Annotated in this window: 19 protein-coding genes; 10 read left to right on the top strand and 9 right to left on the bottom strand. The window is 44.7% G+C overall.

Going from position 1 to position 21603, the window contains the following annotated elements; translation table 11 throughout:
- Positions 1-105 precede the first annotated feature (105 nt).
- From HMPREF9140_RS03765 to glyA, 7 genes are all read left to right on the top strand, one after another.
- Entirely contained in the window at positions 106-1371 is a 1266-nt protein-coding gene (locus HMPREF9140_RS03765) for a hypothetical protein (protein WP_006951870.1), read from the top strand.
- 17 nt (positions 1372-1388) lie between these two features.
- Positions 1389-1583, top strand: a complete 195-nt coding sequence (locus HMPREF9140_RS03770; RefSeq protein ID WP_025073421.1) for a hypothetical protein — start codon at positions 1389-1391, stop codon at positions 1581-1583.
- A 297-nt stretch (positions 1584-1880) separates the two neighbouring features.
- The gene (locus HMPREF9140_RS03775) at positions 1881-2774 is read left to right on the top strand and encodes a DUF6261 family protein (protein ID WP_006951873.1); all 894 of its coding nucleotides are present in this window, start codon (positions 1881-1883) and stop codon (positions 2772-2774) included.
- A 244-nt stretch (positions 2775-3018) separates the two neighbouring features.
- Entirely contained in the window at positions 3019-4326 is a 1308-nt protein-coding gene (locus HMPREF9140_RS03780) for a hypothetical protein (protein WP_006951874.1), read from the top strand.
- A gap of 12 nt (positions 4327-4338) precedes the next feature.
- On the top strand, positions 4339-4986 hold the full coding sequence (gene lptC / locus HMPREF9140_RS03785; RefSeq protein ID WP_006951875.1) for an LPS export ABC transporter periplasmic protein LptC: 648 nt from the start codon (positions 4339-4341) through the stop codon (positions 4984-4986).
- Positions 4987-4999: 13 nt separating this feature from the next.
- Entirely contained in the window at positions 5000-6265 is a 1266-nt protein-coding gene (locus tag HMPREF9140_RS03790) for a hemolysin family protein (RefSeq protein WP_006951876.1), read from the top strand.
- 181 nt (positions 6266-6446) lie between these two features.
- Complete coding sequence (gene glyA / locus HMPREF9140_RS03795) at positions 6447-7727, top strand: serine hydroxymethyltransferase (protein WP_006951877.1); 1281 nt, start codon at positions 6447-6449, stop codon at positions 7725-7727.
- A 167-nt stretch (positions 7728-7894) separates the two neighbouring features.
- Here glyA and HMPREF9140_RS03800 read toward each other — a convergent pair whose 3' ends face one another.
- The 3 genes from HMPREF9140_RS03800 to HMPREF9140_RS03810 form a co-directional block, all read right to left on the bottom strand.
- Positions 7895-8323 (bottom strand): lysozyme family protein, encoded by a 429-nt coding sequence (locus tag HMPREF9140_RS03800; protein WP_006951878.1) that lies wholly within the window; start codon positions 8321-8323, stop codon positions 7895-7897.
- 228 nt (positions 8324-8551) lie between these two features.
- Positions 8552-8956, bottom strand: coding sequence for a hypothetical protein (locus HMPREF9140_RS03805; RefSeq protein WP_006951879.1), 405 nt, complete (start codon positions 8954-8956; stop codon positions 8552-8554).
- Between the two features lie 5 nt (positions 8957-8961).
- Positions 8962-9819, bottom strand: coding sequence for an enoyl-ACP reductase FabI (locus HMPREF9140_RS03810; RefSeq protein WP_006951881.1), 858 nt, complete (start codon positions 9817-9819; stop codon positions 8962-8964).
- Positions 9820-10095: 276 nt separating this feature from the next.
- Between HMPREF9140_RS03810 and dacB the strand changes: the two genes are divergently transcribed.
- Positions 10096-11394, top strand: coding sequence for a D-alanyl-D-alanine carboxypeptidase/D-alanyl-D-alanine endopeptidase (gene dacB / locus HMPREF9140_RS03815; protein WP_006951883.1), 1299 nt, complete (start codon positions 10096-10098; stop codon positions 11392-11394).
- Positions 11395-11497: 103 nt separating this feature from the next.
- Here dacB and HMPREF9140_RS03820 read toward each other — a convergent pair whose 3' ends face one another.
- The 4 genes from HMPREF9140_RS03820 to HMPREF9140_RS03835 all read right to left on the bottom strand — a co-directional run bounded on the left by HMPREF9140_RS03820 (position 11498) and on the right by HMPREF9140_RS03835 (position 15463).
- Positions 11498-12463, bottom strand: coding sequence for a helix-hairpin-helix domain-containing protein (locus tag HMPREF9140_RS03820; protein ID WP_006951885.1), 966 nt, complete (start codon positions 12461-12463; stop codon positions 11498-11500).
- 17 nt (positions 12464-12480) lie between these two features.
- Positions 12481-13203, bottom strand: coding sequence for a ComF family protein (locus HMPREF9140_RS03825; protein WP_006951886.1), 723 nt, complete (start codon positions 13201-13203; stop codon positions 12481-12483).
- Entirely contained in the window at positions 13178-13663 is a 486-nt protein-coding gene (locus tag HMPREF9140_RS03830) for a regulatory protein RecX (protein WP_006951887.1), read from the bottom strand. The genes HMPREF9140_RS03825 and HMPREF9140_RS03830 overlap by 26 nt, the downstream gene beginning before the upstream one ends.
- A gap of 84 nt (positions 13664-13747) precedes the next feature.
- Positions 13748-15463: a Na/Pi cotransporter family protein gene (locus HMPREF9140_RS03835; RefSeq protein ID WP_006951888.1), complete on the bottom strand. Its 1716-nt coding sequence runs from the start codon at positions 15461-15463 to the stop codon at positions 13748-13750.
- Positions 15464-15552: 89 nt separating this feature from the next.
- Here HMPREF9140_RS03835 and HMPREF9140_RS03840 point away from each other — a divergent pair, with 89 nt between their 5' ends.
- Positions 15553-17214: a nucleoside kinase gene (locus HMPREF9140_RS03840; protein WP_006951889.1), complete on the top strand. Its 1662-nt coding sequence runs from the start codon at positions 15553-15555 to the stop codon at positions 17212-17214.
- Positions 17215-17314: 100 nt separating this feature from the next.
- Positions 17315-18448: a DUF4369 domain-containing protein gene (locus HMPREF9140_RS03845; protein WP_026253250.1), complete on the top strand. Its 1134-nt coding sequence runs from the start codon at positions 17315-17317 to the stop codon at positions 18446-18448.
- A 35-nt stretch (positions 18449-18483) separates the two neighbouring features.
- Here HMPREF9140_RS03845 and HMPREF9140_RS03850 read toward each other — a convergent pair whose 3' ends face one another.
- Positions 18484-20406 carry an NAD(+) synthase gene (locus HMPREF9140_RS03850; RefSeq protein WP_006951891.1) on the bottom strand — a complete coding sequence of 641 codons (1923 nt, stop codon included), beginning with the start codon at positions 20404-20406 and terminating at the stop codon, positions 18484-18486.
- Positions 20407-20417: 11 nt separating this feature from the next.
- Complete coding sequence (locus HMPREF9140_RS03855) at positions 20418-21602, bottom strand: DUF2027 domain-containing protein (RefSeq protein WP_006951892.1); 1185 nt, start codon at positions 21600-21602, stop codon at positions 20418-20420.
- Position 21603 lies beyond the last annotated feature (1 nt).

Here is a 21603-nt window from a genome sequence, read left to right on the forward strand (position 1 = left end):
AAGGAGTTCCCTTTGTTCGCTTTTTCGTGCCCTTTTGCCAAGCCGCGCAAGAGGCAAATAACGACGATTATTCAGGTTAAACATTCAACGATAAAACAAGGAAACATGAAGAAACTTTTATCACTTATCTTTTGCATAGTGGCAACACTAACAAGTCATGCCCAGGCGGGATACGACTTCAGCGCAACTAATTCGAACGGGTACACACTGTATTACAAAATTCTCGATCCGATTCGTAAGCGGGTTGAGATTGTCAATGCTCCGGGAGCCATGGGCATGTGGGGCGGATATTCTTTCAACGGGCCGTTCGATGTTCCTGCAACAGTGGAAAATGGCGGAATAACCTACAATGTGGTTAGCATTGATGTGTTCTTTATGCTTGGTTCCGCGCATGGAGGTATCACAGAACTCACACTCCATGAAGGCTTAGAGAAAATCGGTTATACCACATTCTGGCAGGCTCCTTTGGGTAATAGTGAATTGGTCATTCCGTCAACAGTTACCAGTATGGGAGGGTCTTTCGCTCAACCATATTGGAAAGCATCCTCTGTCACTGTTCGTATGCTCAATCCCATTCCAACACAGGATGGAGGACCAGGTCTTAATGTTGATCTCCATGGCTATACATATGCTAAAAACCTTAAAATAATCGTACCAACAGATGTTACACATGCTTATTGCAATAATGTAACTCAATCTCCAGGTGCAGGTTGGCCCTGGAGTTACTATGCCAACTTCTATCGCGAAGAGGTGAAGTTCGGACCCACTGGCTACATCAGCTACTACCTCGGCACAGAGAATTTCCTCATCCCCGCGGGCTGCACGGCCTACATCATCACCGGCGTCACGCCCAGCGGCAGCATCACCACTCCCGACCAGGCCATCGTGAAAGCATTCACGGCAGGCAAAATCATCCCCAAGCAAACGGGATTTATTCTGCAAGGCACGCCTAACAGCACGGTGATTTATCAGGCCAACGTGACGGGAACAGAAGAAGACGTCACGGGCAACCTGCTCATCGGCACCGCCACCGAACAGGAGTTCAACGCAAGTGGTTACAAATATTATATCTTCTCCAATAACGGCGACGAGGGCCTGGGTTTCTATAAGCAGGGCACTCGAAATGGTGCTTCCATCAAGCTTAAACCTCATCGCGCCGGCCTCCGATTGCCCGTAGCCATAGCTCCCGCCAAAGGTTTTGTGGTCGACTTCGAAGCCGCCCGCCGGGAATCCGAAACAACCGGTATTCGCAACGGTCGCCCGACAACCGGGCCACGTCAAGACGTCATCTACGACCTCCAGGGCCGTCGCGTCACCAATCCGGGAAGAGGCATCTATATTGTCAACGGTAAGAAAGTAGTGAAATGGTAAGTAGTAAAGACAGCACAATGAAACAGAGATATATCACCCCCAGTATTAAGGTCATCCAGCTCGTAACCGACAATAACATCGCCCAATTTGTAATCAGTTCGCATTCCGTGCCCGAGAATGGCGGACTGGCCAAGGACAACTTCTTCGAGGAGGAGGACGACCAGGCGGCCGAGGAAACCAATAATGTGGGATATAACGTGTGGGAGGATTAAGACTGCGTTAACATGCCGGCGAGTGGCTCGCCGAGGCTGCGACAGGTGGATTAATCGCAGCGAGCCACTCGCCAAGGCTGCGACAGGTGGATTAATCGCAGCGAGCCACTCGCCAAGGCTGCGACAGGCGGATTAATCGCGGCGAGTCACTCGCCAGGGCTGCGACAGATGGATTAGTCGCGGCGAGTCACTCGCCAGGGCTGCGACAGGCGGATTACTCACGGCGAGCCACTCGCCGACATCATCAAAAAGAAAATTCATTAATTAACTCTACCATTTAATATCATACAAACGAAAATGAAAAATAAACGTCTTAAAATCGTCGGAAGCAACAGTGTGCGCTTCGACAATGCTCATCACACAGGGTATCACCGTGCGTTGTATGACATCGTGACGGCCGCAGACAAACAGAAACTGCACGTAACCGACGAGATGCTGAAAGAATGGAAGCAGTGCATCAGCCTGGAAGAGGACATCAGCCGCGAGACAGCCGCCTCTATCTACACACAGCAGCTCGTAGAGAAAGACAAGGAGCGCGACACCGTGCTCTCGTTCATCTTCGGCACCATCGACGTGAATCGCCATTCGGCCATCAAAGCCATGCAGGATGCCTCAAAGGTGCTGTCATTGACGCTGAAACCCTATCGGCAGATTCAGAAAGAGGGTTTCACTGAGGAGACGGCACTCGTGGTGGGCATGCTCCACGACCTGGATAAGTATTCGGCTGAGGTTATGCAACTCGGGCTCAACGCATCGATAGGGCAGCTGAGCACGCTGAACACTGAATACGAAAAACTGCTCGTCCAGCGTCGCACGAGTGAAACAGCCTCGGCACTGCCACCATCGAAAGTAGCTCGTCCGAAAACCGACGAGGCGTGGGACGCCGTAGCCGACCAAATCTACGCCTCCTATCTCTTCGCCGCCACGGATGCCGACCGCGATTTCATCGCGCACCTCATCACCGACATCAACAAAACCTCGTCGGACTTCAAAGAAATTCACAACATGACCACGGCACAACGCGCCGCGGCCAAGAAGAAGAAAGGAGGTAAGGATGGCAAGAAACCCTCCGACCCGAAGAAACCCGATAGTGGTAAGAAGCCCGACGGCGGTGGTGGTAAGAAACCGGATGGCGGCGGAGGTACTCCTAAGCCCGATCGCGAGGAAGACCCGGGCGAAGACCAAATGTAAAGGAGGAGTTCGTTTATATATCAATCATTTCAGACCAGCATCCGGCGAGCCGGATGCTGGTCGCTTGGTTTATATGTTTGATAGGGTAGGGGGAGTATTGTAAAAACCTTCTCCATGAAAGGAGGCATTACACCTGCAATCCTATTTTCAGCCTTTTATAATATCGGAAAAGAGAGGCATAATTTTTTTCCATACCTTTGCGCCGTTTAAATAGTATATACGCTTCAGATTTGAACACAAACAAATGAAAAAAATATTTGCAACAGGCCTGTCGATTGTTCTTTCTCTGCCTCTCTGGGCACAAGGTGGAACCAACTCGCCTTACAGTCAATTCGGACTGGGTATACTGGCCCGCCAGTCTGCCGGATTCAACAGAGGAATGAACGGTTTGGCATATGGCTTCCATGAAAACGACAAAGTTAATTTTCAAAATCCGGCCTCCTATTCGGCCATCGACTCTTTGACATTTATATTCGATGCCGGAGTGAGCCTTCAAATAACGAACTTCGAAGAAAAAGGACATCGAAAGAACGCCCGTAACTCGAGCATTGAATATGCAGTGGCCGCATTCAGAGCCTTTAAACACTTGGGCGTAAGCTTCGGATTCCTGCCTTACTCGAATGTGGGCTACAACTTCCAAAACACTGAAAACATAAATGCTTTCCCAAATCCCTCGTCGCAAAGCGCAACTTTCTCAAATACTTTTAGCGGGAGTGGCGGTCTGCATCAGGTGTATTTAGGAATCGGATGGGAACCTATTCGAAACCTCTCTATCGGTGCAAACGCGTCGTATCTCTGGGGCGAACTCAACAGAGATGTGGTGAACAGCTACAGCGACAAAAACATCAGCACGCTTTCTAAAAGCTACATAACCAGCGTGGCAAGCTATAAAGTTGACCTTGGATTGCAATACACGCAGAAAATCAACAGGAAGAATCAGGTTACACTTGGACTTATTTATTCCTTGGGAAACAAGTTGAACGCCAATCCGGAATGCCATGTGATTTCGAGAAACTCGCAGACTTTGATCTCAGACACTACAAGCTACGTTATACATAAGGCTCTGGAGTTGCCGCAAACATTCGGTGGGGGAGTGACGTGGAATTATTCTAACCAATTGAAACTGGGCTTCGATTATCAAATACAGAAATGGGCCAAAATCGCTATGCCGCAATTTACTGTAGTAAATGGTGTGGCCGACTATAAGCTAGTGGGAGGACAGTTTAACGACAGACAGCTCTTTACTTTAGGCGGAGAATTCACGAAAGGCGACCGGCATAGAAGCTTCCTAGGACGAATGCACTATCGCGCCGGAATTAGCTATGCAACACCTTATCTAAAGATTGAAGGACAAGATGGACCACGGGAAATCTCAGCCAGCGTAGGAGTTGGAATACCCATCATGAATAACTATAACAACCGTGGATTACTGAACATCAGTTGCGAATGGTTCAATCGACAAGCAAATAATTTCATTAAAGAAAATGTTTTCCGAATCAATATCGGACTAACATTCAATGAACGCTGGTTTGCCAAGTTTAAAGTTGAATAATTGCAGTTCCTGATGGGGGCGTCTAAATCATTTATATTTTTATTTCTTACGGCTTTCTTTGTTCTGCTAGAATCGTGTAGCGAAGAACATGAACATACTGCACCTGCAATTCACGACCGCGATTCGGTGGCAACAATGACAACCTATGGTGTGAATACGCTAATATCCGATTCGGGTATAATCAAATATCGAATCGTAGCCGAAGAATGGGAGGTGAACGAAAAGAAACGTCCATCACGCTGGACTTTCAATAAAGGAATCCTACTCACGCAGTTCGACCTCAAAAAACATGTGACAGGTTATATTCAATGCGATACTGCAACCTATTTCGACCAGGAACGCAAATGGGAAATGCGAGGTAGAGTTAGAATTCTCACCGCACAAGGACTGAATTTCCAAAGTAGCGAATTGTATTGGGACGAACAGAACCATGAGATTTGGTCGTATAAATATTCTCATCTTCGCACACCCGATAAGGAATTGGAGGGTAATTGGTTCAAGAGCGATGAACAGATGACACACTATGAAATCAGGCAAACTAAAGGATGGACTCTCTTCCAAAAGCACGATTTCTCACCTAATGCTGCTATGACTCCTCCACCAATGCCAATAGATTCAATGCCTACAGATAGACTGAACAGCACCATAACCAACCGATAAAAACAATAAGAAATTGGATATAAGTTTAATCATTGGTCTTCTTGTCACACTTATTCTTTCGGCATTCTTCTCCGGAATGGAAATAGCATTCGTGTCGAGCAATCGAATGCTAGCAGAAATGGATAAAGAACGGAATACACTGTCACAACGCTGTATTGACATCTTCTATCGCAATCCTAACGGCTTCGTGTCTACCATGCTCGTTGGAAATAATATTGTTCTAGTGTTGTATGGGATAATCTTTGCTGAAATATTCAATAAAACCATATTCAATGGCATAGACACAGCCACACAGGTGATTCTAGACACTATTCTCTCAACTATTATTGTGGTTTTCACAGGCGAATTTCTACCTAAAACATTCTTTAAACGAAATCCTAACCGACTGCTCACAATTTTCGCTCCTTTGGCTTATATATTCTTTATTATCCTCTGGCCAATAAGCCGGGTTTCAACCTTCTTTTCACGTATAATTCTTCGTATGATAGGCGTGAAGATGCAAGAAAAAGTAAACGATGGTACATTTACTAAAATAGACCTCGATTATCTTGTCCAGAGCTCAATCGACAACGCCCGAAATGAAGATGAAATCGACGAAGAAATAAAAATCTTTCAAAACGCCCTCGACTTTACAGATACAAAAGTACGCGACTGCGTTGTACCACGAACTGAAATAAACGCCGTGGAAATTAACTGCACCTTATCTGAATTGCAACAGAAATTTATAGAAAGCGGTAACTCTAAAATCATCGTCTACGAAGACGACATAGACCATATAAAAGGCTATATACATTCTTCCGAAATGTTCAAATCTCCCGAACAGTGGAGAACCCATATAAAACAAATGCCATTTATACCCGAAACCATGCCAGCTCAGAAACTCATGCAAATATTCCTTCAACAGAAGAAAAGCTTGGGCGTCGTTGTTGACGAATTCGGTGGCACCAGCGGCATAGTTTCTTTAGAAGACATTGTCGAAGAAATATTCGGAGATATCGAAGACGAGCACGACAACTCAAAATACATTGCAAAAAATATTGGTAAAAATAAATACATCCTTTCAGCCCGATTAGAAATCGACAAAGTGAATGAGATGTTTAGTTTAGACTTACCTGAGCACGACGACTATATGACTATTGGCGGTCTCATACTGCATAACTATCAAAGCTTCCCTAAACTGAATGAAATAATTCATATTGGTAAGTTTGAATTTAAAGTTATAAAAAACACTATGACAAAGATAGAGCTTGTTAAGTTAACAGTTCACGAAAACATATAGCTTAAACCTAACAATTATTTATCATAATTGTGTTTATATTGAAAGAATAATATGTTTGGTATTCTTTGTCTGGTATTCTCAAATATAGTACATTTGCCGTGACATTTTTTATAATACTATGGACTGGAACTCACATATTAATTGAGAAACAGGACCTAGTAATCTTAAACATCTAGACAACATGAGAAAAGATCAAGAGATTTTCGCTCTTATCGAGCAAGAGCATCAACGCCAATTAAAAGGCATGGAGCTCATCGCATCTGAAAATTTTGTCAGTGATGAGGTAATGGCAGCTATGGGCTCTTATCTCACCAACAAGTATGCTGAGGGCTATCCCGGTAAACGCTATTACGGAGGTTGCCAAGTTGTAGATCAAGTTGAGACATTGGCAATTGATCGCGTAAAACAAGTTTTCGGTGCTGAATTTGCTAATGTACAGCCACATTCCGGTGCACAAGCAAACCAAGCTGTATTGCTGGCTATTTTGAAACCTGGTGATACTTTTATGGGACTCGACCTAGATCAAGGTGGACACCTGTCACATGGTAGCGAAGTGAATACTTCGGGTATTCTTTATAACCATATTGGTTATACACTGAATCCTGAAACCGGACGCGTAGACTATGATGAAATGGAGCGTCTTGCACGCGAACACAAACCAAAACTCATCATTGGTGGAGGATCTGCCTATAGTCGCGAATGGGATTATGTACGTATGCGTAGAATTGCAGATGAAGTAGGTGCTTTGTTATTGGTTGATATGGCACATCCTGCAGGTTTGATAGCTGCAGGTCTATTAAATAATCCTATAGAGCATGCGCACATCGTCACAACGACAACACACAAAACATTGAGAGGTCCGCGTGGAGGTGTCATCATGATGGGTAAAGACTTTGATAATCCTTGGGGATTCACAACAAAGAAAGGCGAACTGAAAAAGATGTCTATGCTTCTCAATTCCGCTGTTTTCCCAGGCAACCAAGGTGGTCCACTAGAGCATGTAATTGCTGCTAAAGCCGTTGGATTTGGTGAGAACCTTCTGTCAAGTTGGAAAGAATATGCAACCCAGGTCAAGAAGAATGCAACAGTACTTGCACAATCACTGATAGACCATGGATTCAGTATTGTGAGCGGTGGAACAGATAACCATTCTATGTTGCTTGACTTACGCCAAAAATATCCAGATCTCACAGGAAAAGTTGCTGAGAATGCACTTGTTGCTGCCGATATAACAGCTAATAAGAATAAAGTTCCATACGATGGACGCTCTGCATTCCAGACAAGTGGACTTCGCCTAGGTACGGCTGCAATGACAACTCGTGGAGCTAAAGAGGACATGATGCATCTCATTGCCGATCTTATCGACGAAGTTCTTGCCGATCCTGAAAACGAGCAAGTGATTAAACGAGTTCGCGATAAAGTCAATGCAACGATGAAAGACTATCCGTTATTTGCTTATTAAGAGAATGTTTTTAGTGACTGACTCTCCATCTTTTCAAGCGAGAAAAGATTCGGTACCTATGAGAGAGCCATTACATTACAGAGATCTACTTCGCAAATAAGAAAAATAATAAACCCTAAGAGCTTGCCAAGCTCTTAGGGTTCTTCACTTTTAAATTGGAAATTTTTCTAATGCAAATGGTTCATAACGCGTTCAAAATAACGTTGGGTACTCCTTACTGTGTAAGCAAGTCCACCATTCCATAATCTGATGGCTCGTTCGACACTGTTCAGTGGATTATGAAAAGATTGGATAATCACAAACATTTCACGCGACTTATTAGCATCAAAGCGATCAGATAGTGAATAACGTTTCTTGCTACCGCGTCCACGAAGAATGTTATTACATTCTCTAACCAAAATCGGAGAAATTTGCAGGATACCTACAAATTGGCCATTTTTAGCCTTTGCATTATCCCTACTTTCCACCATCATGATTGCATCCATCACCGGTCGCCAATCGAAATTCTCTTTTTTAGAACTTATTTCGGCACTGATTGAACCCGAAAAAACCAAACACATTAGAATTGAAATACTCAATACTTTTAAAAATCTCATTACTATAAACTTTCCGAAACCTTAGAAGAATCTCCAAATGGAAATTCTATCCGCAACACGTACTTATATGAGAATGGACTAGTTCGTGTTTCAGTTCCATATTAACGTTTGCAAAGGTATTATCCTCATACTGAGTATCAGTCCTTTAGCAGTTAAAGAGGTCAAAAGCATGTTAAACTTGGAATCCTTGAGAGTCCCCTACCCTATTTTCTTATCTTAAATCAACTCTCAAACGTCTAAGTCTTTCGAAATGGCTTTTGAAAGTTCGACCATCTTCTGACGGCGTGATATTGAGAATGTTTTTCCGTGGGTCTCGATGTAGTTTAACAATAAATAAGCCTTTTCCATAAGCATGTCACGCATAGGACCAACCTTGAATGTGGCTTCGGCATATACGATCTCGGCTATCATACCAATACGGCCCATACATTCGTTGGCCGGCCATTCAGATGAAGCATAATCAAGAATTTCGCTCCAGGAAAGATTATGGAGCGTATCGTAGTCGCCGAGATATTTTTCATACATGAGGCGTATATCTTCATCGGAGCGCTCCCGTTCTTCCTTTTCCAGAAAAAGCGAGAGCGCTGCCATGAACTCTTCGATGAGTCGTAGGATATAATCTTGTCGTATCATGTTCGTTAACCGTAGATTATTTTCCCATTTTCGTCCCTATATTCGTCTAAACCGCGTTCATAGGTAGCCATTGCACGCAGGCTCATGCCCACGTTCGAGAATCCGCCATCATGGAAGAGATTCTGCATTGTCACTTTTCTAGTTAAGTCAGAGAACATTACGATACAATAGTCTGCACACTCCTCAGCCGAAGCATTTCCAAGCGGCGACATACGATTTGCGAAATCGTAGAGCTTATCCATACCCTTAACGCCCTCGCCGGCGGTTGTAATAGTAGGGGACTGAGAGATTGTATTAATTCTGACACTACTTTCGCGGCCATAGATGTAGCCGAAACTGCGTGCGATACTTTCCAGGAGAGCTTTTGCATCGGCCATGTCATTATATCCGTAAAAGGTACGTTGTGCAGCAACATAGGAAAGGGCAATAATAGAGCCGTTTTTATTGATAGCATCGAGCTTCTTAGCACTTTGAATCATTTTATGGAACGATATGGCTGAGATGTCGAGTGTTTTGTCGAGCATATTATAGTCAAGGTCGTCGTAGGTTTTACGTCTCCGAACGTTAGGCGACATTCCGATAGCATGCAGTATAAAGTCAATTTTCCCACCGAGTACATCGATTGATTTTCTGAACACGTTTTCGAGATCAGCTACGTTGGTTGCATCGGCTGAAACCACTTCACAGTTTAATTTATTTGCTAAAGCTTTTACAGCTCCCATTCTCACAGCTACAGGTGTATTTGAAAGGGTTATTTTAGCCCCTTCTTCAACTGCGCGTTCTGCAACTTTCCATGCAATGGACTTTTCGTTGAGTGCACCGAAAATGATACCTCTTTTGCCTTTCAATAAGTTATTACTCATAAAGTTTCTGTGTTATGAAATTAAAATTTTATCTATCCTGATAATGTAGGCAAAAGTAGCACATTCAATCCACAAGCTCCTAAAGCACCCTTATTTTTGTAATTTTGCGATGTATTTATGAACAGAATCTTCCCACATAAATCAGATACCAAGAGCTTGCCGAAATAATCATTTTCGCCGGTCTGCACATTGCGTACTCATTGAATATGGGCGGAAGAGTATAAGCATCATGCCAAAAAATTCGAATTATCTCATCAAAAACATATAGAATTACCTATGAAACCCAAACTCTTTGCCATTGTCATGATGGCAGTTCTTTTTTCGTTTCCGCTAAAAGCGCAGGTATACATCGACAGCATTGAGATTGCGCGTCTGCTCAATGAAAATCAGCAGGCAACAACCGTAATTCTTGAGGACGACAGTATTCTAGATAGTATTATTCCCACGTTCGACACCAACCCAGAGTTAAGCTGGCAGGAAAATATTCGGCTTAGACTCGACAATTTATTGACTGGCAAATTAAGTGAAACTATTCAAACAGGTTTGATGGTGTGGGATTTGACTGGTGACAGTTGCCTTTACAGTTATAATGCCCGACTCCACCTTCGTCCAGCATCGACTATGAAATGCGTAACTGCTATTGTGGCGCTCGACCGTCTCGGAAGTTATTATAAGTTCTCCACGCGACTCTATTTCACCGGGAGTATTGTTGATTCGACACGTGTGCTACAGGGCAATCTATATTGCGTAGGTGGGATGGACCCGATGTTCGACTCGTCGGATTTATCCTCGTTCGTAAGTGCAGTTAAAGAACTGGGTATCTCGGCTGTGGATGGAAATATATATGTCGACCTATCTTTCAAAGAACGCGAAAAGATGGGATGGGGCTGGTGCTGGGATGATGATAATCCTTCTTTGTCGCCAATCCTCGTTGGCCGACGTGATGATTTTGTCGAACGTTTCCAAAAGGCCTTACGCCAGGCAGGTATTGAGGTCTCAGGAATAGGAGAACAACAGTTGCCGTCTGCCGCTCAGCTTCTTGATACTCGATTTCACTCCATCGACCAGGTGATGCATCGAATGATGAAGCGAAGCGATAATCTTTTTGCCGAATCAATGTTCTATCAGATTGCTGCAGCCAGACGAGCTCGTTGGGCCAAGGCACAGCATGCACGGGCTGAAATCAAACAGCTAGTAAAACGTATTGGTATGAATCCATCGGACTGCATTATTGCTGACGGCTCCGGCCTTTCGCTCTACAATTATCTGAGCGCCGAACTCGAGGTTAAGCTTTTACGATATGCTTTTCTAAAGCCTGACATTTACAACACATTTTTGAATACACTCCCAATTGCCGGGGTCGACGGAACGCTTAGAAACCGAATGAAATCAACTCCTGCACAAGGAAATGTTCGGGCAAAAACCGGCACTGTACGTGGTGTTAGCTCTCTGGCGGGCTATCTCACGGCGTCGAACGGTAATAGGCTTTGTTTTGCTATTATAAGTAATGGTGGATTAACTCATAGTCCGATGCGCAATCTGCAAAACAAAATTTGCGTCGCCCTCTGTCAGTGAAAGTTTTGTAGAGCCGGTAGAGGTTTTGCCAGCTCTGCGTAGTCATGATTCCTGTCGGCAGAATTTTTGCCAGTGTATTCGCTTTTATTCTTAATCTCGGGGTTTAGAATTCGACGTAAGGTTTAAGGCGGTTTATTGCTTCGGGAGGAAATTCTTTGAGAATACTGAGTTGAGAAAGATTCGTGAGTGGCCCTTTCAAACGGCGATATTCACAGATTTGTTTGGCTTGATAGAAATTAATATAAGGATGGCGACGAAGTTGATTCAGTGTTAGGCGATTTAAGTTGATTTTGTCAATACGCGGATTGCGTATCTCGAAATAGGGCAACGATTCTTCGGGGAATCCATCTATTTCGCGTAGCTGTCCAACTGCAATATATCCGCCGAGACGCCTACCGTAGCTGATTATGGTACGAGCCCATCCGGAACCTATTCCTGGAACTTTTTTAAGTTGTGAAGTATCGGTCTGGGCAAGGTTAATGTGCAGTCCTGCCTTTATTTTAATCGGGAAGCGCACAGTGTCGCGGTCGTATTTTTTATAAGGCTCGTAGTTGTCTTCTTTCTTGAATTGCTCGTAAGCGCGACGAATCTCTTCAGCATGTTTTTCCCTATAGGATACAACCTGGGGTAAGGTGGAGGCAGGCATATAATCGGGACTTATTTTTATGTATGGTTCGAGTTGGCGGAATTGTTTCCGAGTGAGCCCATAGAGCCGTGCAAAGTCCATCGGCGAGCGATATACTCCTCCTTTTGCGCGGTATCTATAAATGTTTCTAATTTGGAATCTTGCTAGGCCAAGTCGTCGGAGTGCAGTACTGTCGGCGGTGTTGGGGTCAAAGGGGAAGAGTTCTATATGTCGGTTTTCGTAAGTGTATGGAGAATAGTTTGAATTAGCCGAGCGATGCTTAAGAATTGATTTCTCGGCAGAAAAGGGATCTGAATGGTCGGTTTTTATTTCTAATTTGCCAATAAAGAATATTCCGGCGACGATGAATGCGCAAAGTGCGAGAAGGAAGATAATTGCTTTTCGGTCGGATTTTTGAAGATAGAACAGATCTTTTAGTTTCATAATTCAAAGATTTTGATTCAAGCAACAAGACTGTTTGCCACTCCAATTGTAAATACGCTAATTTCTACATTTGGGGCTTTGAGGAGTTCGGTTGCTAGGGCAACTATGGTTGCTCCGGTTGTCACGATGTCGTCAATGATTAGGAGATGCTGCCCGTTTATCTTTTGTTGGTCAATAAGTTTGAAATCATTGGCCACATTCTCGTTTCGCTCTATTCTACTTTTCGAAGTTTGCGATGAACGGAATCTCCTTCTTTTTATGGCTCCGTCGATTATCGGTAGATTGGTTGCAGTATTTATTCCGCGAGCAATTTCGAGGCTTTGATTGTAGCCTCGTTGCATGAGTCGGCGACGCGACAATGGTACGGGAAACAGGGCGGTTATGCCGTTGAAGAATCCGGTTGGTAGATATTCTTCGGCTATTGCTTTGCCCAACGATAAGCCAATCTGAGGCTTATTACCATATTTAAGCTCATAGATTATTCTTGCACTTGCCGAGCTCGGAACGTGGAGAAGAAATGATGTGCCGGATGTGATGGGGAATCGTCCCCAAAATATTCTCACAAGTTCATTGTCTGTGGGTGAAAGGTGATAGTTTGTACGTGGCAAGTGCATGTTGCAGTCAGCGCAGAGCGTGTTTTCACTTATAGTGAGTCGTGAGCCGCACATAACACAGCTTCGTGGAGCTATTAAATTCAGCAGTCGTTCGGCAAGACTAAATGTTATTTTCTTCGATTTCATTGTCTATACATTTCCTAATTAGTTCCATTTCGAAGCCGCGCCCCATGGCAAACTTAATGAGCTTCATAGATCGTTCGTAATCGGTTTTAGCCTTTATAGTTTTGAATTTACTTTTGAGTAGTGGTGCAAGAATTTGGATATATTCTTGGTCGTCAACCTGGTCAAACACATCGTGGGCAATATCTTCCGATATTCTTTTCTGCCAAAGGGCCTGTTCGATTTTCCGTCGCCCCCATTTGTTGTAGCGAATCTTGTCGTGCACAAAGAATCGGGTGAATCGGGCGTCGTCGATGTAGTGCTGTTCTGTAAGTTCATTCAGTACACGCTGAATGGCCTCATCAGACAGATTCCAGTTGCGCATTTTTTCGCGAATCTCTCCTTCGGAATGCTCGCTACGGGCGCACAGGTCAGCCAGTTTGCGTAAAGCCTGCTGTTCGGTTATCTGTTTTTTCTGAATCATATTCTTATACTTTGAATGAGGTTTTTACACCATATTTCACATAGTCGATAGCAACCGAGATAGTATAAACTCGCAGAAATATAATCAAACTTCCTGCTGACGAACACCCATACGTGCCTCGACAACATTTACGATATAGTCGCCTAGCTTTTCGCACTCCTGAATTATATCCATATACATCGTGCCTATAGCATATGTATATTTATGGTCGTTTACATCGTTTATATTCTGACTTCTGAGCTGATTACGATAGTTATTGATTTCGTTCTCTATGTTGAATGAGAGATTAACGTTATTGTCCTGCTTATGACCAACAAGAATATTGTTCATTTCAGAGAGAGCGTTGTCCACAAGAGCGAACATTTGATTAATACGGCTGATTTGTTCGTCTGTGAAATCCTCCTTGCTAGTTATTCTACGGTTCTCCGTTCGAGCAATGTTGTAGCAGGCATCGCCAATGCTTTCGAGTTCGGATATTTCGCGAAGCATAGCCCGTACCTTATCCTTTGTTTCGTCGCTCAGATGGGCGTTGCTCACTCCGTCGAGATATTTGGCTATTTCGATTTCCATGTTGTCGGATATGCCTTCGTATTTTTCTATTCGCGAGAATAGTTTCACGAACGCGTTCTCATCTTTTGTTACGAGCAATTCGCGCACCATACCGAACATCCGCTGCATTCGTTCGGCAAAAGAGTGTATTTCCTTGCTGGCTTCGAGAACCGACAGTTCTGGAGTTTTCATTATGCCTGCCTGGATGAAACGTAATCGGAATTCTTCGTCCTCTTCCTTTTTCCGGGGTTTGATAATGAGGCAAACCATCCTTTCCAACTGTGGGATAAACCCCATAAGCATTGCAGTGTTTATCACATTGAAACTGGTGTGGAAAGCGGCGAGGATTATAGGTAGTTTTATCGCGAGTTGTTGGTGTGTAAGGTTATTTGTTTGCGGGTCATAGCCAACGAATCGGCAAACTGTATTGACGAATGGATAGAACAGACAAAGCACCCATATCACTCCGATGACATTGAACATCAAATGAGCCAGAGCAGCTCGTCGAGCCTGTGTATTGGCGGCTAAGGCAGCCAGATTAGCGGTGATTGTAGTACCGATATTTTCGCCCATAACGAGAGCTATGCCGAGATAGATTGGTAAAACTCCTGTAGAGCACATCATTATGGTTATAGCCATAACGGCGGCCGATGACTGTACGATGCAAGTTATCAATGTACCGATGGCAAGGAAAATAATGATTGTGAAATAGCTATTTACATCAAACGAACGGAAGAAATGGATTATGGCAACATTACTTTCAAGCCGAAGAGCACTACCAGCACTGCTGAGCAGAACTAAGCTGAAGAACATGAATGACAAACCGAACAGGAAGTCGCCTATGTAGCGCATCCGGCGTGTATAAATCAAAATTATTCCTACCAGGAACGCCGGAAACACAAAATTGCTAAGGTCTACCGAATAACCTAGCGACATTATCCACGCCGTCAGCGTTGTACCGATATTAGCGCCCATAATCACGGAGATAGCCTGTGCGAGCGTCAGAAGTCCGGCATTTACAAACGAGACCGTCATAACCGTGGTAGCCGACGACGACTGCACGGCACAGGTTATAAATGTTCCTGTGAGCATGCCAGTGAATCTGTTGGTTGTCATTGCTCCCAGAATATGGCGTAGCTGCGAACCGGCCATTTTTTGAAGGGCTTCGCTCATTGCCTTCATGCCGTAGATGAGTAAGGCCAGCGAGCCGATAATTTTAAATGTAATAGCTAAATAATCACTTGTTGTCATAAATCTATTATCCTTGATACAATATACATTTTCCGTTACGACAGGGGATTTCCTTACCTTTATGCACAATTAATTAAAAACCCGTAAACATGAAACAAATATTGAAAATACGTTGCAAAAATAATAAAAAGAACCTAGAAGTACCTTTGGGCTCAACCCTTTCTGAAATATTCAAAACGGCAAACATACACATGCAGCACGGCCCTGTGAGTGCCAAGGTAAACAACAAAGTCGAGGGCTTGCACTTCAGAGTTTTCCGCAACAAAGACATAGAATTTCTCGATCTCCGCTCGTCGTCAGGAATGCGAACCTACACCCGTTCGCTGTTCATGGTTCTTTGCAAGGCGGTGCACGACCTATATTCCGGAAGCAATGTTATAATCGACATTCCCGTATCCAACGGTTATTTCTGCAACCTCAAGCTGGGGCATCCCGTAACTTCAAGCGACGTGGAGAACATTCGTCGAAGGATGCAAGAGATAATCCAGGCCCAGATACCAATTATGCGATTCGAAGTGACAACCGAAGAAGCCGTAAAGCTATTCAACGACCTGGGCGACCGCTCGAAAGTAAAGCTCCTCAAAAACGTGGGTGCGCTCTACACAACCTACTATGTTCTCGACGACTACAAAGATTTCTACTACGGCTCGATGCTAACCAACACATCCCAGCTCAGTCTTTTCGGTCTTGAGCCGTTTTTCGACGGAGCTCTCCTCCGTCTTCCCTCACCTGCCGACCCTTCGCAGCTTGGACCGATGATTAAACAGCACAAAATGTTCGAAGTATTCAAAGAGCACCATCGCTGGCAGGGAATCCTCGGAATCTCAACCGTAGGCGATTTCAACGAAGCTGTGAAAAAAGGATTCGCAACCGATTTGATAAACGTAAACGAAGCCCTTCAGGAGAAAAAGATATCCCAAATTGCCGACACCATTGCAGCTCAACCCGAACTGAAGGCAGTATTCATTGCAGGCCCATCGTCTAGCGGAAAAACAACATTCAGCAAGCGACTTTCAGTGCAGCTGTTGGCAAGCGGAGTACGACCAGTGCAAATTTCATTGGACGATTATTTTGTTGACCGTGAAAAAACGCCACGAGACGAGCACGGCGAGTTCGACTACGAAAGTCTCTATTGCCTCGACATACCCCTCATCAACAAACAATTCAACGCCCTTTTTAACGGTGAGGAAGTAGAACTGCCCAAATATAATTTTCAATCCGGACAGAGCGAGAAGAGCGGTCGCAAGTTGCGCCTCAATTCAAACAATATTCTAATCGTTGAAGGAATCCACGCCCTCAACCCACTACTCACCGAAAAAGTACCCGCCGAGCGAATCTTCAAAATCTACGCCTCCGCCCTCACAACCATTCTTCTGGACGACCACAACTACATTCCCACAACCGACAACCGACTGCTCCGCCGAATAGTTCGTGACCATAAATACCGCGCATCATCGGCCATCGAAACCATCAAACGCTGGCCAAGCGTGCGCGCCGGCGAAAACAAATGGATATTCCCCTATCAGGAAAACGCCGATGTGATGTTCAACACCGCCATGCTATTCGAACTCGCCGTTATCAAGCCCCAAGCCGAAGCCATTCTCGAACAAGTACCCGAAAACTGCGAAGAATACGCCGAAGCCTATCGCCTCCGGAAATTCCTCAGTTATTTCAAGCCACTCCCCTTCAGACACTTGCCACCCACCTCCTTACTCCGCGAATTTCTAGGCGGGTCGTCTTTTAAATATTGATATTTCTTCAGCCCAGACCAAAAAATTCGGAATGATTGCAATCAATCCATATAAACATCGAACCAACTACCTTTGCAAACATAAAAACAGCAACACAAGAATGAAAAAAGCAAAACTCATCACATTACTATTAGGGACAATAATTATGGTTGGATGCACCGACCGAAAATTCCATATTACCGGAACACTCACAAACGCAAAAGACTCCACACTCTATTTCGAGCATAATACACTCGACGGAATCACAATTATAGACTCTCTCAAACTCGACCAAACAGGACAGTTCGAATTCGCAGCCGACACCGTATCAAACCCCGAGTTCTACAGACTCCGAATAGCCGACCAAATTATAAACCTAGCCATCGACTCAACCGAAACTCTACAAATAAAAGCATCATACCCCGGAATGGCAACAAACTATGAGGTGGCAAATTCACCTGAAAATCAAAAAATAAAAGAACTGGCCCTAAAACAAATAGCACTCCAAAACGAATGCCAAAACATCATGGCAAACAGACCCTACGGAGCTGACTCCATTATAAACCAGCTCATTGAAAACTACAAACAACACATAACCCGAAACTACATCTACCGCGAACCAATGAAAGCCTACAGCTACTTTGCACTCTTTCAATACATAATCATCGGCAATCAAGCACGCCTAATCTTCGACCCTTCAAACGAACCCAAAGACAACAAAGTATTCGGAGCTGTAGCAACCAGCTGGGATACATATTTTCCCGGAGCCGAACGCACCCAAAATCTCCACAACATAGCACTCCAAAGCATTGCAAATGCCCGAAAAACCAAACAAAAAGTGGTGGAAATGAATGCCGAAGAAGCCGGCGTGATAGACATTCCGCTACGCGATAATCTGGGACACCCCCGACATCTAACCGAACTCAAAGGCAAAGTAGTCCTGCTAAACTTTCATGTGTTTGCATCCGAAGGCTCAACAGCCTACATAATGCACCTGCGCGACATTTACAACAAATTCCACAACCGTGGATTCGAAATCTATATGGTGTCGCTCGACGACAACGCCCATTTCTGGAAAGAACAAGTCTCGTCGCTACCCTGGATAAATGTCTACGACAACACCGGTGTAAGTCAAGCCTACACAGCTCCCGCAACCGTTTCACCGATAATCTATCTAATCAATCGCAACAACGAAGTAGTTCGCAATCCATCTCAAATAACAAATCTCGAAGCCGAAATCGCCCGCCTACTATAAAGCAAGCGGGCGATTTCTACCATTACTACATTCTTTTAGCTGAACTTGAGCCAGTCAGACACCACAGCATCCGACGGCATGCGCCAATCACCCCGAGGAGAAAGGCTCACACTGCCCACTTTCGGACCATCAGGCAAGCACGAACGCTTAAACTGCTGGGCGAAGAAACGCCGAAGAAAAACAGTTAACCATCGTTTGATAATATCTTCAGAATAAATGTCGGCAAAAGCAATAGTCGCCAGATAAAAAATCTTTTCGGGACGAGAGCCGTGACGCAGAAAATGATATAGAAAGAAATCATGAAGCTCATAAGGCCCAACTATGTCTTCAGTTTTCTGTGCAATTTGCCCATCCTTTGCAGCCGGTGTGAGTTCTGGCGAGATGGGAGTATCGATAATATCGAGCAGAATCGAGGCTGTCGCAAGGGGCGATTCAGTAGCTGCAATATGGCGGACAAGGTGGCGAATGAGGGTTTTCGGAACACCGACATTGACAGCATACATACTCATATGGTCTCCGTTATAAGTGCACCATCCGAGGGCCAGTTCGCTCAAGTCGCCCGTGCCGATGACAAGTCCGCCGTACTGGTTGGCAACATCCATAAGTATCTGAGTTCGTTCGCGCGCCTGGGAGTTCTCGTAAGTTGTGTCATGCGTATGAGGATTGTGGTTGATGTCTTCGAAATGTTGCTTAACAGCTGGCGCAATGCTTATTTCTTTTACACTTATCCCAAGTTGTTTCATCAGAGTCACGGCGTTGTGATATGTTCGATCAGTGGTTCCGAGTCCGGGCATTGTTATACCGATGATATTTTTACGTTTGCGCTTTAGTTTATCGAAAGCTTTTACGCAAACAAGTAAAGCGAGAGTAGAATCGAGCCCGCCGCTGATGCCTATAACAGCCGTTCGTGCTTGCGTGTGAACGAGTCGTTTAGCTAGGGCACAAACTTGTATGTTCAGAATCTCGTTGCACGACAATTCCATATTGGCATCGGTTGGAATAAAAGGATGAGGATTAATTTTCCGTGTGAGTCTGAACTTGCGATTGCGATTATTTGGTGCGGCGCATTGAATGAGTCGCGCTTCGGTTGCTAATTTAATGGCAGATGAATATGTGCTATCGATACGCCGCTGAGTACGCAGTTTCTCCACATCGATTTCGGATATCGTTAGTTGCGGTTCGAGCGAGAATCGGTTGGCTTCTTCGAGCATTACTCCGTTTTCAAAGAGCATTGCGTTGCCGCCGTACACCACATCTTGGGTGCTTTCACCGAATCCGCATCCGCTGTAGACATATCCACTGATGGTTCTTGCACTTTGCTGTGCGAGCAATGATTTTAGATAGGCGTGCTTGCCAATGAGTTCGTTGCTTGCCGAGAGATTGAAGATTATTTCAGCTCCGGCCAGCGCGAGGTTATTGCTCGGAGGAGTAGGCGCCCATACATCTTCGCATATTTCGATGCCGAATCGCATACCTTCATCGGTTTGGAAAATCTGTGCGTCGGGCGTAAGGGTTATTTCCTGTCCGGCGTAGCAGATGTTTTGCTGGCGAATGTTCCGCGATGATGCGAACCAGCGTTTCTCGTAGAACTCGCCATAGTTCGGGAGATATGTTTTGGCGACCACGCCGAGGATTCGTCCTTGTTGCATCACGACAGCGCAGTTGAGCAGCATGGCGTTTATACTTATAGGGGCGCCGACGATTACAATTACATCAAGCTTATGAATGATTTCGAGCAGTTTGGAAATTGCGTGTTCGGCGTTGTCGAGCAATTGCTGCTGCCCGAACAAATCCTGACAGCTATAGCTTGTAATTGACAGTTCGGGAAACACAACAACTTCTACTCCCTGCTCTTCGGCGTGAATGATTTGGTTTTTGATTTCGGCCAGATTGAATTTTGTGTCGGCAACTCTCACCGACGGGATGGCCGCAGCAACTTTCACGAATCCGTGTTTCATAACTCTCTCTTCTAGTTTCTAATTGTTACTTGTGTGGCACCGTAGCCGTATTCGCGGAACGATGCGTCTTGGTATCTGAAGTGTTTGTATTTGTAGTTTAACTCGTGAATGAGCGCGTGCCGCAGTACTCCTTCGCCTTTCCCGTGGATGAAGATGAGTTTCTGCCCTGGCTTATTCTTGTATTGTTCGAGGGTGTTGCGGAACACGTCGAGCTGATATTCCAGTATATCGGTGGAGTTCATTCCGACGGTTGTTTCGAGGAGTTGTTCAATGTGGAGGTCGATTACCACCTTATCGTCTTTGAGAATCTGTTTCACCTTTGCGCTTTTGCTTTGTTCGGATGGGTAACGTTTCTCTTGTCGTGTGGTATTGGCTTTGCGAGCCGGTGCTGTTTGTGGTTTCGCCGGTTCGGGCTTTAGGGTTGTGAGCATACTTTCCTTGATTGCATCGGCATTGATTTCGAACTGGTGTATAATTTTATCGGCTTCCACGATGGGATATATAATTGCCGACTGTTCGAAGAAGTCGTTTTCGCGGAAAGAGTTTTGTTTATAGAATTTTGTTGCGTCGAGTTTGAATCGCGAGTCGATAGCCGGTTTGATTTTGAATGTTTTTTCGCGTTTGTAGGCAATGAGCTGAACGGCTATGTTGAGCATTGAGTTCAAGTCGGTATGCGAAAATTCATTCAGTAGGAATTTTGTATTCGGTTCTATTTCGCCTGACGATTCGGCTTGCCATTCTTCTCCGTTTTTGAACAGGTAGTTGTAGGCTATGAAGTAGTTCGAGTCGTTGATGAGATATGCTTCGAATTTTGTTTGTGTTATTTGCTTTTCGTCTATCGGAACGAAGCCTACATAGATAGAGAGCAGTTCGCCTTCTTCGCGTTCTTTCACGGGCGGGGTGAAGTTAACCGACGGGTCGTCGGGTGTATCGTCGTATTCATCGTTTTCGTTGTCGGCGAGTCGTTGTTTTATGGAGCGATTATCGGGTTGGCTGCTTGCCTGTTGTTGTTTTTCGGCTTTTGCTATTTGTTTTTCGGTTTCGCTACTGTCGGCAACGACAATTACTTCCGAGACGAGGGTTGGGATTTCGAATCCGTCTTCGTCTTCAACGAGCACTATATTTTTTCCTTGGAATCCTGAGATTCTTCCGCCTCCGGTTTCGCTCAGGAATCGAACTTTATCTCCGATTTTCATA

The organism is Prevotella micans F0438 (assembly GCF_000243035.1).
Taxonomy (GTDB): domain Bacteria; phylum Bacteroidota; class Bacteroidia; order Bacteroidales; family Bacteroidaceae; genus Prevotella; species Prevotella micans.